This is a genomic window from Paenibacillus sp. MDV22-iso6 (assembly GCF_058408365.1).
This window is the reverse complement of the sequence record NZ_JBZVDZ010000013.1, coordinates 34767-48872: the sequence shown is the minus strand read 5'-3', so window position 1 is coordinate 48872 and position 14106 is coordinate 34767. Positions and strand designations below refer to the sequence as shown.

Here is a 14106-nt window from a genome sequence, read left to right as displayed (position 1 = left end):
AATTCTAGCCCCCTCGGCTCATGGTGGTGAAGTGATGGTAGGATAGCCTAAGCTTTCTTGACCCTATACCAGTATGTATAGATTTCCGAGAATCCAAGTTTGGCATACAGTTTTATTGCGGGAGCATTATTAGCAACTACTTGCAGGTAACTGGAGGTAGCGCCATTCTCTTTTCCCCAGTGCAATAGATGAAGGATCATCTGCTCGGCTAATCCCCGATTCCGAAAGTTAGCGTCCGTAATAATGTCATACAGTCCAATATAGCCTCGTTCCACCACACCGAATCCACAAGCAACGACTTGTCCGTCGATGAACAGCGAGATGAAACCTGTGCGCGTACGGATGTTGGTCAACATTTGTTCCATCGTTCCCCGATGCAGATCATTTACCTGATTTAGTCTGCAAAAGTGATCCAGCCACTCTCCGGTTAACTGTTCGTCCATTTTTACAGCAGAGTGCTCAGGCTCCTTAATGGTATCCAAGCTCCGAGTCTGGACCCGGCTCAGATCCACAACATCATACCCCTTTTCATGTAAAAGCTGGTCGAGATGATCCGGCTGGATAAACGGCGTAATCTTGAATATGGTACTTAATTGATTGGAAGCGTAGATTCGCTCGCATTGCTCGATCTTTTCATGCACATCTTGGGTAGAGTAGTGAAGGGGTTGAATGGAGTTGGCGCGCTTCGTATATCCCTGTGCAAAACGCAGTACCCATCCGTCAAAAAGTAAGGTGGATAAGGGCTGCCAATGGTTGAGTGATAGTTCCTCAATGGTTTTATAATCCGAATTCGATGTAGGGATCATATCTATCCTCCTATCTTATAATTTTATAATAATACATATTAATGAATAAAAATTCAATATAAAATATGTAATAGCGCTGAACATTATGCATAGAGTCACAGAATGGGTTACAATTTGAATGAATAAATCCAAATTATGAAATTGAAATATCGAAAGAAGTGGAGCAGGTTATGCTATCTATTGAAATAAACAATCACATCATTAACTGTCACATCGAATATGGGAAACGGAAGAAAGCTTCCATTACGATGGATTTACCCTATATGGTCACAATCAAGGCTCCCAATGGTACCAGCGAAGACATGATCCGGCAGCTTGTTGCGCAACATGGGGAAGTAATTTTGACAAAATCTGCTCTGATGCAACAAGCGTTGGACGGTCCTCAAGCGAAAGAATATGAAGAGGAGGGCAAAGGGAAGTTTCTGCTCTTTGGCAAAGAACATGCACTGCATGAGTTAATTGACGTAGAGGGATGTTCGGAAGAGGAATTGCGTACGAATCTGAAGAAGTTTTATTTTGCCGAGTGTAAAAGAATGATCGGTGAGCGCATCGGCCGTTACCAGCAGGAGTTAAAGGTGAAGCCGAAGTCTGTGGATATCGTAGAATCGGCGACCAAGTGGGGAAGCTGCAGTTGGGATAAAAAGCTGACGTTTAACTACCGTTTGGCGATGGCTCCACTAGAGGTGATTGATTACGTGATCATTCATGAGTTATGCCACATCCATCATATGAATCATGATCGTTCGTTCTGGCGCCGTGTGGGCAGTATTATGCCCGACTACAAAGCCAAGGAGGATTATCTGATGCGAAATGGCCGAGCCATGACGTTGTGAAAAATGCCCATACCACGAATGGACGTGGTGGAAGGAGTTCAAGATGTCAGAGAGTACCTCTTTTGATGTGTTGGTAGATGAATATATCTCCCAATTTCCTTCGGATGTACAGGTCAAATTACAATCATTAAGACAGGTTATTCGCGATTCCGCTCCCAATGCCGTGGAGAAGATCAGTTACAAGATGCCAACGTATGCAGAGCACGGGAACTTGGTTCATTTTGCAGCCTACTCCAAGCATATCGGATTTTACCCAGGTGCCAGTGGGATCGAAGCGTTTAAGGAAGAACTCTCACGGTATAAAGGAGCCAAAGGATCGGTGCAATTTCCCTTGGATCAACCATTACCAGAAGAATTAATCCGCCGGATCGTGGAATTTCGGGTGCAGGTCAATGTGGAGAAGGCTAAGGAAAAGAAGCGAAAGAAGTAGTGGATTTGGGGAAACGCCTATCGATTTACTAAAGCAAGGGGAGAGCGCATGAACAAAGCCCTGATTGTATTGGATGTGCAATACGGGATTACGTCATTGAGAGATTTCTCAGCACAGCTAGGCAAAATTGAAGCGGTTATCGCTGAATTTGACCAGCGGAATGAACCGATCATTTACTTGAAACATGTAGACTATGATCACGAGGGGTCTTCACTTTTTTACAAGAATGCTGCGGGTCTGGAGATTGTAGTCGACACTGGGCGGCATACGGTTCTGGAAAAAAGTAAACCTAACGCCTTTAGCAATCCGGAGTTGAAGAATTGGCTTCATGAACATCAGGTGGAACATGTGTTTATTGTTGGATTTAACACAGAATATTGTTGCCTGTTTACGGCAATTACTGCGGAATATGAAGGATTCAAAGTCACTCTGATCGAGGATGCAACGGGTTCGGTAAACACAGAAGAGACGTATGAAATGCCAGGGTTGGATATTCAGGACTTTGTTGGTTCGATTCTAAACTGGTCCAATTGTATTGAGGTTCTATACTGGCATGAATATAAGAGAATGTACGATGATTAACACGGTTTATATGTGACTTCAAAGATTTGAGTATGGTATAATTAGAGCAGATTAGACGTAAAATGCAAAGAGAGCCGTGCTGGTAACACGACTCCTCTGAGCAATAGCCGCTTTTAAGGGCGGTGGGCTTCGGTAACATAAGGGCACGATGAAATAGACCGCGATCCTTTGCTATGGGGGCGGTCTATTTGCGTTTATCGGACAGAATGGCAACGATGAGCGTACCGAAGGTAAGCATCAACATGATTGCTTCAAAAACTGTCACAGGGCATCCCTCCCTTCATGGCGAGGTAGCCGACCGACCCTTTAAGCCTATTCTATTGCTTTGTTGATTATAGCATATTTTGTAAGAAGCTATGGCGTCAGAATCTTTGTATATGTAACTCGCTCATTAGTTGCAGGGCATCCCGAAACCCTTGTAAATAAATCTCTCTTTCCAGAAGTGTTTGCATAGAAAGTTGAGTATCTTCATATAAAAAAATGGTCTGATTCAGATGTTCAGGTAAAGCTTGACGGATGGTATGAAAATAATGATCAGATTCTTCAGATAGTTGGGTATAATCAGGCTGCGTGTGAGACAAATTGTTGTATAATAACTCTAAGCGCGTTCGGATTAACGGTTCTGCCAAAGATTCCAGAGATTCTATCATGCATTCTCCTACTTTCTATGAATTGAACTATAGAGATTTAATAACTCATAGAGTTATGATAACTTAATTAGTTATTAACGTCAAGAGTTACTATATTTTATGTTAAGGGATGTTTTCAGATGATCAAATTCACTCTCGAACAAGTTCTGAAGGATAAGGGTATGTCTATGTATGCTTTGGCTAAAAAAACAGGAGTTCGTCCGAATACCATTGGACAATGGGTAACGGATAGCGGTTTTGAAGTCAAATCGATCACAATCGAAACCCTTGAGAAAATTTGTATAGCACTGGAATGTCAGCCAGGCGACTTAATCAAGTATATTGACGAGAAGTGATGTTTAACAGGCAATATTAGGCTGAGGTGCACTTTTACAATCATGGGGTTATACCTGTTTTGTATGATTAAGATTCATTTATCTCGCATTATGGGAGAGAAAAGAATTAACATTGCCGATTTATCCCGATTTATCCCGACTAACCGGACTACATAGAAATGGGATTGCCAAATTATATAATGAGGAAACAGATGGTGTGAAGTTTGATACGCTGAATCGATTATGCGAGGCTTTGGATTGTGAGATCCAGGATATTATTGAGTTTATTAAGGATGAGAAGTGATCTTCAACGATTAGCTTAAAGCCCACACACTCTTTAAAAAAAATAGAAATACGGACCGTTACCTTATCCAAGGAATGGTCTTTTTTTGTGCTGTAAATCATCCTTCAATGAGCATTCTTAAGCACGAATCTGAATTCAGCCTTTTTTCAGGTAGAGGCATTATACTATTCCCGAATCCTGTACTGGAAAAGGAGTTTTGGCATGTCTAAGGTGATCCATAAGTCGCTTTATCTCATTCTGCTTGTTTTTGTCGGCGTGTTTATCGTATCGTCCCTGTTTGTCCGGGCGCAGTACAACTACACCTTGTATGGGGATAATCCGATTCTGGGTACGCAGCAGTGGAGTATTTTTATCCCGGTGATTGCTTTGCTTCTAGTATCGGGTATCGGGCTATACCGTCTTTGCCTGAAGCTGAACAAATACAGTCCAAAGGTTGTCATTCCGGTGGTGCTGCTATGTTCTCTTGCCATTCAAATCATCATTATCTTCGTGTTTCCACGAGTGCCTACGGATGATTCACAGACCGTGCTTTCACTCGCGATGAACATGCTTTACGATCACGATTATTCTTCGTTTGAATCGGGCGGATATCTGCACATGTTCCCGTTCAACTTTTCCACCGTCTTGTATCTAAAGACATTGCTGTACCTGTTCCCGGATAATTATCTGGTAATCAAGCTGTTCAATATTTTGTTTGCAACGGTAACGACATTAATGATTTATCTCATTTATAAACAGTTAAATCATAAGTCCGCGGAACGTGATTACGGGGTTCTGATCTTTGCAGCCACGTATCTGCCATCCCTGTTCCTGAACAACCTGATCTATAACGATGTTATTGCTACGGCATTTCTGACATCTTGTTTATACTTTTTGATTCGGTTTATACGTGAAAAGTCTTGGCAGACGATCGTTATTGCCGCCATTCTGCTCGCCATTGGCAACTACTTCCGAAGCATTGGCGTAATTGTGCTGATTGCTGCTATGTTAACCATCCTGCTGAATATGCGAAGTATTGGATTCAAGAAAGTGATTGCCTCCATCTTCGTGCTGGCTATGTTGTTTAACGTCCCAGGATGGACTCAGAATGCGGTATTAAAATCTTCAGGTGCTGTAAGTGAGCCTGTTGGGGAAAATTCAGCACCGGTCTATATGTGGTTGAACATGGGTATTAATTTGGAACGATTCGGCTTCTGGGACAACATGGAGAGCTACCAAATTTATCAAAGAGAAGCCAACTATAATAAAGCTGAAAGTACAGAACTGTACAAGCAGGAGATTGAACGCAAGTTGTCGGAAGCTAGCTTAAGTGACTTGGCCCAGATGTATTACAAAAAGATCATTTGGACCTGGACCGAAGGGACCTACCAAATGGATCGATATGGCATCGGCAACGAAAGCTCCTCGGGTATGGGAGGAGGAAGAGGTGGCGGAATTGCCGGCTCCTACAGTTATACCAATGCGGTAACAGACTTATTCAAGGGAGATTCCGTCTACCGGACGGGGGTGCTTTGGATCGTTTATGTGATGAATTTCATGATGTACTGTTTTATTTTCATTCGTTTGGTCGGTGCAATTCGTGGAAAGCGGTATGACGAAGTCTCTTTGATTCTAGTTATTCTCGGATTTATCGGGTTCTATATTCTGTGGGAGATTAAATCGAGGTATATCTACCCCGTATATCCGCTGCTGATTGTATTGTCGTACGTGGGATTTAAAGATGCGTATAATTTCATGTTTCATAGAAAACTTGGCTGGGAACGTCCTTCCCTGAGAAAAGGGTGATCCGTATGCGAAAAAATGGTTATCTCATATCGGCTATGCTCTTGCTGCTGACCTGCTCCGTTTTGCTCTCTGCTTGTGATGTTATTACTGCCCAGAACATTACGAATACCGGTTCTGCACAAGGCATGAACGGTGGCGGAATGATGAATGGCGGTGGCCCGGGCATGAATGGAGGAGCACAAAGGGGCGGAGGGCAAGGGATGAATGGCAGAACAGGCGGTCAGGACGATATGCGGGGGATGATGAATGCCGATCTTACAGGCAAAGTGATCTCTGCCACAGGGAGTACCGTCACGATCTCGTTGCTTGAGGTGGAGGATAACTCATCCACAGGCTCGACTAATGGAAATGAAAGACAACCAGGCTCCTCCAGAGGCGGAAGCATGGAAATGAAAGATACGGGCATTGAACTGAAGTTGGACATCAGTGAGGATGTGGATATCACGGAAGGCATGGGTGCCCCAGGCAACAACCAAAATGCTAATTCATCCCTTCAGGTGTCTGACCTGAAGGAGGGAGATGTCGTTATGGTTTGGTATAAGGAGAACACCGAGACCGTAGAGCGAATGGTTGTTACACAGTCTTGATATTCGTTGCCTAAGATCACTTGATGGAGTATTATGGAAATAACTTGATTTTCGGAAGGAGTGAGCGTCATGAAACGACGGGCTAAGATGATGCAAAGCGTTACTACAACAATTAAGGTGATTACGAACTGAATAGATCCGGCAGAGCAACGAACACATGGCGAAGCATTTGGAGTCTGCTAATGTGACGATCTGAAGTCTGCCGACATATAGGGATATAACTGCTCATTTTTCCTGGTATGCACGAGGTTTGTTTATTATGCAAGTAAACCCCATGTATCCAGAATTTTTAAAGCCGCAGGCATAGCCTGCGGCTTTTTGCGCGCAAAAATAGGATTCGGAACGCTAAAAGCGTTCTATATTAAATGACCACTAAGGAGATATGCCCATGTTAAAACTTAAATATTTATTCCATAATAACGATCTCGCCGAGATGATTTTGAAAAACTGGAGTTATGATCCGGAGTCACTGGACATGTTCCAGTATTATCGTATATCCTCCAATGCCGTGTATCCGTTCAGGGATCAGGGAGAGGTTTACTTGCTTCGTTTTGCCCCTGTAGAGGAGAAAAATCAAACCAATCTTGCAGCGGAGCTGGAGTTCCTGTCCTATCTTAAACTAAATCAATATGGCGCCATGGAAGCAGTACCTTCCCATGCAGGAAAAGAGCTGGTAGTGGCTCATGCGCCTTGGGGAATGTATTATGCCTCTGTATTCAAACGAGTTCCTGGTAACCAGATGGGCAGTATCGATATAAATGACCAGATCGTGCACAGCTTGGGTGAGGCATTGGGTAAGCTGCATCGTTTATCTTGTGAATACACACCCAAACAGGCAAAACGCTGGACGTATACCGATGTACTGGATTGGATGAAGGACGTTCTGGGGGGGGGGGTCCCTGGCGAGAATGCGGCGCTCAATGAGGTAGAAGTTCTCCGGAATTATTTTGCAAATTGGCCCGTTACAGAGCAGAACTTCGGGTTAATTCATTATGATTTTGAACTGGATAATGTCTTCTATGACGAGGAGAGTCATTCCTGTTACGCCATTGATTTCGATGACGCCATGTACCACTGGTACGCAATGGATGTGGAGCAGAGTCTGGATAGTTTACGGGATGAAATTCAGCCGGATGAATGGGAACAGAAGAAGCGAATATTCTTGCAAGGGTATTGGAAAGAAGCAGGAGACGCCTATGATATGGAGTCGATGTTCCCAGCATGTCGTCGCTTTGCCAATCTGTACGGTTATGTACGTGTGCTTCGATCTGGGGCAGAACAATGGGCAAATGAGCCGGAGTGGATGAGTGGATTAAGAGCAAGGCTGGATAAAGAGATGACAGTGAAATCAAAGCAGTTTGGTCAGCAGCAGCCCCTCCAACTACCGGCAAATTGATCCTCAGTACTTTTTCGGTCAAGATGATTAAGCTTAAATCTGGCATCTGCATAAGTGCAACGAAATAATGATTGATTTTTTATTCGTCTCCATTGTAACATTAGATTAAGCGCTATACCTTTTATTAGAACATCAATGTTGGATTACATGGTCAAGTGGAAACCGACAATTCGTTTCACCAATTGAATGAAGAGGACGGTCATAACGAACATGGACGACAAAAAGTTAATTATCTTTTTTGACAGCGGCGATACCATTGTTGATGAATCGACCGAGATTCGGGACGAAGAGGGAATTGTTCTGAGTGCGGATCTGATTCCGGGTGCGGATATTACGATTCAGAAGCTTCATGAAAAAGGGTACACGCTGGCCCTAGTTGCTGACGGCGATGCACAATCCTTCAAGAACGTATTTAAGCAGCATGGACTTCATGATTATTTTAGTGCAATGATTATTTCGGAAAATATTAAAGCCAGCAAGCCAAGCCCGCGGATGTTTAAGGCAGCAATTGGTGCCCTTGATTTGTCCGAAGGGGATTTTTCAAGAACAGTGATGATTGGCAATAATCTGAGTCGTGATATGAAGGGAGCCAACGCACTTGGCATCACCAGCATCTTTCAGAGCTGGACGCCACGTTATCCCCATGAGCCATTGGATGAAACAGAACGTCCAACTCACACAGTTGGTGAACCGTTAGAGCTGCTTGAACTTATTGAACGGCTAAATGCCGAAGTCAAATAAATAAATGTTTGCTTGCATGCCCTTGAGCAGAAGGATTGAATGTCATTCTACCTTCTGCTCAAGGGCTATTTTTACTTTTTCACATGAGAAAATGATAGAATGATCGTAAAATCCGGAATTGGGGTAGGTGTTCACATGGAGGAACCACATCGGAAGCCGTTGTTGTACTTGCAAACTGCCGATTTGGTGATGGAAGAAATCCGTAACCGGAAATTGCAGCCACATGATCCCGTGCCATCAGAAGGCGAGCTCGCCAAACTGTATTCTGTCAGCCGTATGACAGCCAAGCTTGCGCTGCAAATTTTGGAGAAACAAGGTATTGTCTATCGGTTGGCGCGGCGGGGGACATTTGTGTCGGGTGATTATTTGGGCGGCCCGGGTAAAGAGTTTTTGTCGGGGAATGTAATTACAGAGAAGAAGCCTATGAAGCGCAGAATTGCCCTGCTATTCCCCAATATGGATGATTACGTAGCCAGAATTATTGCATCCGTCGAGCGGGAAGCACGTAAATCAGGTTGCCAGTTGCTCATTCGAATTACTATGGATAAAGAGGATGAGAGCTTCTGCCTACAAGAGTTGTACGAGGAAGGAATCGATGGAATTATTCTGTTTCCAAGGGGACGAACACGCTGCAGTGAAAAGGTGCTGGAGCTTAATCTGCTGAATTATCCTTTGGTAATCATCGATAGGATCTTTCGTGAGGTCAATATTGATTGTGTGTACCATGACCATTATCAGGGAGCCTACAACTTGACGGAATATTTGATTGATAGAGGACATCGGGAAATTGGGTATATCTCTATGCCGTTTGATGGAGTGACGAGCCGGGAGGACCGCTATAAAGGTTATGTGCAGGCCATGCTGGACTACGCACTGCCTGTTAACGGTCGCAATATTTGCCTGGATTGTGCAGAGGATTACATGCTCAACCTGAATAGGCCGAATCTGCAACTCAAGGATTTCATTCAAAGTAATCCCGCAATGACAGCCGTTGTCTGTGCGGATGATTATATCGCGACTTCTTGTCTGTACACGGCCTTATCCATCCACAAGCAGGTACCTGAGGAACTGTCCATCATTGGTTTTTCCGACATCCAGTTGGCGAGTCTGCTGCCCGTGCCACTGACTACGGCAAGACAAACGACAGAGAAGCTTGGACAGGCAGCAGTGAATTTGCTGTGCAAACGTATGGAGAATTCCCGAGAAGGTGCTTTATCCATCAAGGTGAACACAACCATCATCGAACGAAGCTCCGTACGTAATCTTAATCAATGAGTGTTGATGCGGTTCCGTTATTCAAGCCAATTTAAACCTTCCTTATCTCGTTTTGATGATAAGGGAGGTTTTTTTATATGTCAGTGACATATGTGGTTTGCTATCTTATTCAAACTCAACAATGCAAAATTTGTTATGCTTGTTACCGTTTTATGCAAATATAATGTAAATAATAGTAGTTATATGAAGTTTATTTGGAGAAAAATTTACATTTATATCATTGTATATGTCAATGACATATATTAGTGTGAAGATATGCCACTTATCTTTCAAGGATGAAGGGAGGATATTTCGGAAAGCGCTACCATACATCCTGGGAAATGACCTGCAGAGCCAAAAGAAATGTAACGTACGAACGTTGGCAATAATCGAAATCATTATTCGAAGAGGAGCCCGAATATGACAATTAAATCCTTGCTTGCAGCTTCGTTCTTGGCAGTATCTCTTTTCTTTCCACTGGCGCAGCCCGCGCAGGCGGAAGAGGACAACGCCGTAACGGTTTACCAGGATGGAGATTTTGGAGGCAGCTCCCAACCGTTTGGGATTGGCCAGTTCAATGTGAATCAGCTTAACGTGGTTGGCAACGACAAAATATCTTCGGTAAAGGTAGCTCCGGGATATCGATTGACCCTGTATCGTGACAAGGATTTCTCCGGTGACACCAAAACCCTGACCGGCGATGCGGGATGGCTTGATGATTTTAACGACGCGACCTCCAGTCTGAAAGTAGAGAAGATTGGAGGCTCCAATAAACCAGTTATCGCATATTCCAATTCGCCTTATGGAGGTTTTGAGCAGCAGTTTGATATCGGCAGCTATAATGTGGATGAACTAAAGGCTGGAGTAGGCAATGATGCCATCTCTGCACTCCGGGTAGCCCCAGGGTATAAGGTCACATTGTACAAAGACTACAATTTCGCTGGATATTCCAAGGTTCTGACCGCAGATGCGATCTATGTTGGCGGAGATATCAATGATTCGGTATCGAGTCTGAAAGTTGAAGCCATCTCGCCGCTCGATGCCACCTCGGTTGCCGTCCCGGGTAACGATTACAGTGACACAGCCAAGCGTGAAATATTGCAAACCTTTGCTCCTAAAATCTGGTTTGCCCAAGGCGAAGTTTATTTCCCGTCCTCGGTAGAGCATACCCTGCCGCATGTGGATCGCTATGTGAATCCAGGTTCAGGTTTGTATGAATTTAAGACCAAAACGGAATTGAATCCATATACCCTGAAACTACCTTATTTTACGGGCGATCTGGCTAATGCGCCGATCTATGCGTTTTGGGTGGAGAAGGAGTATAACAACGTCGATCTGGTATATTTCCAGTTCAGTCCCTATGATCTTGGGAAAACGGTGTTTGGCACGGAAGTGGGAGATCATGTCGGAGACTGGGAGCGGGTCACGGTCAGATTGGCCAAGTTCACCGATCAGAACAGTAACTATGTGAAGCCGGTTCAAGTTTACTATGGCGCGCATTCTTTCGGTACAACCTACTCCTGGGGTGAAGTGGACAAAGTAAACAATACACATCCTGTTGCGTATTCCGCGTTTGGTTCCCATGGGATGTGGAAAGATCCTGGCAATCATGTCTATCAGGAACTCGTCGTGACCCAGTTGATTGATGTGACGAATCAGGGGACGGCATGGGATACCTGGAACAATATCCAGGCTTTTCAATATTATCCGAATACCCGAACAGGCAACGGTCTGGGTAATGCTTGGCCATCATGGCTGGACAGGGATTACAGCAATCCGAACAGCTTGTCTGTCTATAGATTCGGAAATCCGTCCCAAGGCTCCTTCTTTGGTCAGCCTCTACTTGCAGGGGGACCAACAGGACCGCAGGAAAAAGGCGCATTAACGAATGATGTTATTTTAGATTAGACGATAATTAACGAGGGGACTCGCTTTCACATGAAGCGGGTCTTCCATGCTTATTGTTCAAATAAACAGTATTAACTGTGAATCTAACAACGGAGGCTCAGACAACCATGACTAACCGTAAAAAAGTACATGTTGTTTTTAAAACTCACCTGGATATCGGATTTACGCACTTGGCGGAAAACGTCGTAAAGCAGTACTTGGAAGAGTATGTACCCAAAGCTATCGCTTTGTCCGCGCAGTTGGAAGCAGAGGGGGGACGAGAGCAGTTCATATGGACCACGGGTTCCTGGCTGATCCGTCATTATCTGAATCATGCGTCCGAAGAGGGTAAACAGGCCATGGAACAAGCGATCCGCAAAGGTCATATCGTATGGCATGCATTACCGTTCACAACGCATACCGAGCTGATGGACCCCTCATTATTTCGCTACGGATTGTCCATCGGATTGGACCTTGATAAACAATTTGGCAAAACGACCATTGCAGCAAAAATGACGGATGTACCCGGGCATACCCTGTCCATGGTGCCCTTGATGAGTGAAGCGGGTATCCGGTACATGCATCTTGGGGTTAATCCAGCTTCCATGCGCCCGGATGTGCCTAAACTGTTCAGATGGCAGGCAGCGGATGGCAGTGAGATCATTGTCAATTATGCGGACACCTATGGTGAGGCAGTCGAAATAGAAGGTATCGATGATATCTTGTTGTTTGCCCATACGGGCGACAATTGCGGACCGCCAAGCGCAGAAGAGATTCGTGAACAATTCCAGCATATCCAGGAAAGATACCCCGATGCAGAGATTATGGCGTCGTCTCTTGATGCATTTGCAGTGCACCTTGATCAGGTTCGGGACCAATTACCTGTTGTACGTGAAGAGCTCGGGGATACTTGGATTCACGGAGGAGGTACCGACCCGCTTAAAATAGCCCGATTCCGCCAGTTGCAGCGGTTAAGAGACAAGTGGCTGACCGAAGGCCGGATCGATCCGGCAAGCGCTGAATATAAAGGTATGAGTGATGCCATGCTGCTGGTTGTGGAGCATACGTGGGGGCTTGATGTGAAGAAATGGCTTCCGGATTTCCGGAATTATGCCAAGCCTGACTTCAACCGCGCACGGGAAATGAACGACGTCGATGTGGAGGATATTCCTGCAAAATTTCAATATATCGGTGCCTTCGCCATGGATGAGTTCGACAGTCATTCCAGCGGAATGTTCTCTTCGGAGACGAGCCGTCGTACCTATTCCATGATAGAGAGCTCTTGGGCGGAACAGCGGGGATATTTGGACACGGCTGTGGCGTGCCTGAGTGATGACAAGCAGAAGGAAGCGCGGCAAGCTTTTGAACAACTAAATCCAGTTAAAAGTGTGTTTTCCGGTAATGTATCTGCGGTAAGTCATCAAGTTTATAGCAGTGGTGGATACCGGCTGGCCTTCAATAACAATGGTGCACTGATTCAGCTGACGGACGAGAAGGGAAAGAATTGGGTGGACGCGAAGCATCCGTTCGGAGCCTATGCCTATGAAACCTTCGGGACGGAGGATTACGACAGGTATTTCCGTACCTATATGCAGAACCTGCCTGTGACCCATCCTTGGGCGGATGCCGACTTCAACAAACCTGGCTTTGAATTTGTGCGCCCACTGCCAAGCCATCAGGTGTACTTGCCAATCGTGACCGATATGCACAAGTCCGGCAATGCTCATAGCGATACGTATGGGTTCCGGTTGTCCATGCCAACAGAAAGTCATGAATTGTACGGAGCACCCAAGGAACTGGAACTGGTATATACGTTTTCACAGGCAGGAGTGGTAGAGGTTAGTTTGCAATGGTTTGGAAAAGAAGCGAATCGTCTTCCAGAGGCCAGTTGGTTTGGATGCGGACTGAAGGTGGATAACCCCAATCTGTGGATGATGGACAAGCTTGGAGGACGAATCTCTCCGTTGAATGTTGTAAAAGACGGCAACCGCAATCTGCATGCTGTAGACAAGGGAGTATTCTATGAGGGCACAGATGGTCAGGCCTCTATTGAAGCACTGGATTCCGCTTTGGTCGCACCTGGACAGAGAAGATTGCTGCAATTCGACAACTCGTTTGTTTCGCTTGAATCCGGATGGCAATTTAATCTGCATAACAATATCTGGGGCACCAATTTCCCAATGTGGTACGGCGAGGATGCCAAATTCCGCTTTCGACTAAATACAGCTGCAAACCGCAAATAAGAGAAGTTGATGTAGAATTTTACCAAAAATTGATGATCGGATAATAATCCTAGTACAATTGGAATCTATACTTGGATTTGTGAGTGAGGATGCTGTTTGAGCAGATCTGAACTGTTCGGAACTGTTTCTGAAATGAATTTGAAAAAACAGAATTTTTTTGTAAAATCCCTATTGCTTGAACGTAGTCATCCATGTATTATATACAAATAAAGCGTTTACATTTTCTTATATGTCAATTAAACCGGTTTAATTCTATGAGATGTTTTCCCGATTGAGAACCTCTATTGCATAAAA

14 protein-coding genes and 1 pseudogene are annotated in these 14106 nt (G+C 44.6%); 12 read left to right on the top strand and 3 right to left on the bottom strand.

What is annotated here, in order from left to right; all coding sequences use genetic code 11:
* Window positions 1-47: 47 nt before the first annotated feature.
* The gene (locus AC4PM4_RS27660; protein ID WP_491615031.1) at window positions 48-806 is read right to left on the bottom strand and encodes a GNAT family N-acetyltransferase; all 759 of its coding nucleotides are present in this window, start codon (window positions 804-806) and stop codon (window positions 48-50) included.
* A gap of 170 nt (window positions 807-976) precedes the next feature.
* Between AC4PM4_RS27660 and AC4PM4_RS27655 the strand changes: the two genes are divergently transcribed.
* Genes AC4PM4_RS27655 through AC4PM4_RS27645 form a run of 3 tightly spaced genes read left to right on the top strand, consistent with a single transcriptional unit; the run spans window position 977 to window position 2651 of the window.
* Window positions 977-1639: a M48 family metallopeptidase gene (locus AC4PM4_RS27655; protein WP_465115376.1), complete on the top strand. Its 663-nt coding sequence runs from the start codon at window positions 977-979 to the stop codon at window positions 1637-1639.
* Window positions 1640-1682: 43 nt separating this feature from the next.
* The gene (locus tag AC4PM4_RS27650; RefSeq protein WP_491615030.1) at window positions 1683-2069 is read left to right on the top strand and encodes an iron chaperone; all 387 of its coding nucleotides are present in this window, start codon (window positions 1683-1685) and stop codon (window positions 2067-2069) included.
* Between the two features lie 48 nt (window positions 2070-2117).
* Window positions 2118-2651, top strand: a complete 534-nt coding sequence (locus AC4PM4_RS27645; RefSeq protein WP_072735665.1) for an isochorismatase family protein — start codon at window positions 2118-2120, stop codon at window positions 2649-2651.
* A 184-nt stretch (window positions 2652-2835) separates the two neighbouring features.
* On the opposite strand, the gene AC4PM4_RS27640 is transcribed toward AC4PM4_RS27645, so the two are convergent.
* Together AC4PM4_RS27640 and AC4PM4_RS27635 are read right to left on the bottom strand one after the other, a co-directional pair.
* A complete protein-coding gene (locus AC4PM4_RS27640) occupies window positions 2836-2916 on the bottom strand; it encodes a putative holin-like toxin (RefSeq protein WP_350338901.1) in 81 nt (26 codons plus the stop codon).
* 97 nt (window positions 2917-3013) lie between these two features.
* On the bottom strand, window positions 3014-3301 hold the full coding sequence (locus tag AC4PM4_RS27635) for a DUF6809 family protein (RefSeq protein WP_072735664.1): 288 nt from the start codon (window positions 3299-3301) through the stop codon (window positions 3014-3016).
* Window positions 3302-3420: 119 nt separating this feature from the next.
* On the opposite strand from AC4PM4_RS27635, the gene AC4PM4_RS27630 reads away from it, so the two are divergent.
* The 9 genes and pseudogenes from AC4PM4_RS27630 to AC4PM4_RS27590 all read left to right on the top strand — a co-directional run bounded on the left by AC4PM4_RS27630 (window position 3421) and on the right by AC4PM4_RS27590 (window position 13812).
* Window positions 3421-3636, top strand: coding sequence for a helix-turn-helix domain-containing protein (locus AC4PM4_RS27630; protein WP_072735663.1), 216 nt, complete (start codon window positions 3421-3423; stop codon window positions 3634-3636).
* A gap of 63 nt (window positions 3637-3699) precedes the next feature.
* A pseudogene (locus tag AC4PM4_RS27625) lies at window positions 3700-3919 on the top strand (helix-turn-helix domain-containing protein).
* A gap of 201 nt (window positions 3920-4120) precedes the next feature.
* Window positions 4121-5704, top strand: coding sequence for a glycosyltransferase family 39 protein (locus AC4PM4_RS27620; RefSeq protein WP_491615028.1), 1584 nt, complete (start codon window positions 4121-4123; stop codon window positions 5702-5704).
* Between the two features lie 5 nt (window positions 5705-5709).
* The gene (locus AC4PM4_RS27615; RefSeq protein WP_400349193.1) at window positions 5710-6291 is read left to right on the top strand and encodes a hypothetical protein; all 582 of its coding nucleotides are present in this window, start codon (window positions 5710-5712) and stop codon (window positions 6289-6291) included.
* 388 nt (window positions 6292-6679) lie between these two features.
* Complete coding sequence (locus AC4PM4_RS27610; protein ID WP_491615027.1) at window positions 6680-7687, top strand: phosphotransferase enzyme family protein; 1008 nt, start codon at window positions 6680-6682, stop codon at window positions 7685-7687.
* A 210-nt stretch (window positions 7688-7897) separates the two neighbouring features.
* Complete coding sequence (locus AC4PM4_RS27605) at window positions 7898-8428, top strand: HAD family hydrolase (protein WP_063567152.1); 531 nt, start codon at window positions 7898-7900, stop codon at window positions 8426-8428.
* 135 nt (window positions 8429-8563) lie between these two features.
* Window positions 8564-9703 carry a GntR family transcriptional regulator gene (locus AC4PM4_RS27600; protein ID WP_491615026.1) on the top strand — a complete coding sequence of 380 codons (1140 nt, stop codon included), beginning with the start codon at window positions 8564-8566 and terminating at the stop codon, window positions 9701-9703.
* Window positions 9704-10102: 399 nt separating this feature from the next.
* Window positions 10103-11590 (top strand): Vps62-related protein, encoded by a 1488-nt coding sequence (locus AC4PM4_RS27595; RefSeq protein WP_491615025.1) that lies wholly within the window; start codon window positions 10103-10105, stop codon window positions 11588-11590.
* Between the two features lie 107 nt (window positions 11591-11697).
* On the top strand, window positions 11698-13812 hold the full coding sequence (locus tag AC4PM4_RS27590) for a DUF5054 domain-containing protein (RefSeq protein ID WP_491615024.1): 2115 nt from the start codon (window positions 11698-11700) through the stop codon (window positions 13810-13812).
* Window positions 13813-14106: the final 294 nt, after the last annotated feature.

What these genes read in the sequence shown, in the direction of transcription:
- AC4PM4_RS27660 (WP_491615031.1), bottom strand. Translation starts at nt 806, where the DNA reads ATGATCCCTACATCGAATTCGGATTATAAAACCATTGAGGAACTATCA.
- AC4PM4_RS27655 (WP_465115376.1), top strand. Translation starts at nt 977, where the DNA reads ATGCTATCTATTGAAATAAACAATCACATCATTAACTGTCACATCGAA.
- AC4PM4_RS27650 (WP_491615030.1), top strand. Translation starts at nt 1,683, where the DNA reads ATGTCAGAGAGTACCTCTTTTGATGTGTTGGTAGATGAATATATCTCC.
- AC4PM4_RS27645 (WP_072735665.1), top strand. Translation starts at nt 2,118, where the DNA reads ATGAACAAAGCCCTGATTGTATTGGATGTGCAATACGGGATTACGTCA.
- AC4PM4_RS27635 (WP_072735664.1), bottom strand. Translation starts at nt 3,301, where the DNA reads ATGATAGAATCTCTGGAATCTTTGGCAGAACCGTTAATCCGAACGCGC.
- AC4PM4_RS27630 (WP_072735663.1), top strand. Translation starts at nt 3,421, where the DNA reads ATGATCAAATTCACTCTCGAACAAGTTCTGAAGGATAAGGGTATGTCT.
- AC4PM4_RS27620 (WP_491615028.1), top strand. Translation starts at nt 4,121, where the DNA reads ATGTCTAAGGTGATCCATAAGTCGCTTTATCTCATTCTGCTTGTTTTT.
- AC4PM4_RS27615 (WP_400349193.1), top strand. Translation starts at nt 5,710, where the DNA reads ATGCGAAAAAATGGTTATCTCATATCGGCTATGCTCTTGCTGCTGACC.
- AC4PM4_RS27610 (WP_491615027.1), top strand. Translation starts at nt 6,680, where the DNA reads ATGTTAAAACTTAAATATTTATTCCATAATAACGATCTCGCCGAGATG.
- AC4PM4_RS27605 (WP_063567152.1), top strand. Translation starts at nt 7,898, where the DNA reads ATGGACGACAAAAAGTTAATTATCTTTTTTGACAGCGGCGATACCATT.
- AC4PM4_RS27600 (WP_491615026.1), top strand. Translation starts at nt 8,564, where the DNA reads ATGGAGGAACCACATCGGAAGCCGTTGTTGTACTTGCAAACTGCCGAT.
- AC4PM4_RS27595 (WP_491615025.1), top strand. Translation starts at nt 10,103, where the DNA reads ATGACAATTAAATCCTTGCTTGCAGCTTCGTTCTTGGCAGTATCTCTT.
- AC4PM4_RS27590 (WP_491615024.1), top strand. Translation starts at nt 11,698, where the DNA reads ATGACTAACCGTAAAAAAGTACATGTTGTTTTTAAAACTCACCTGGAT.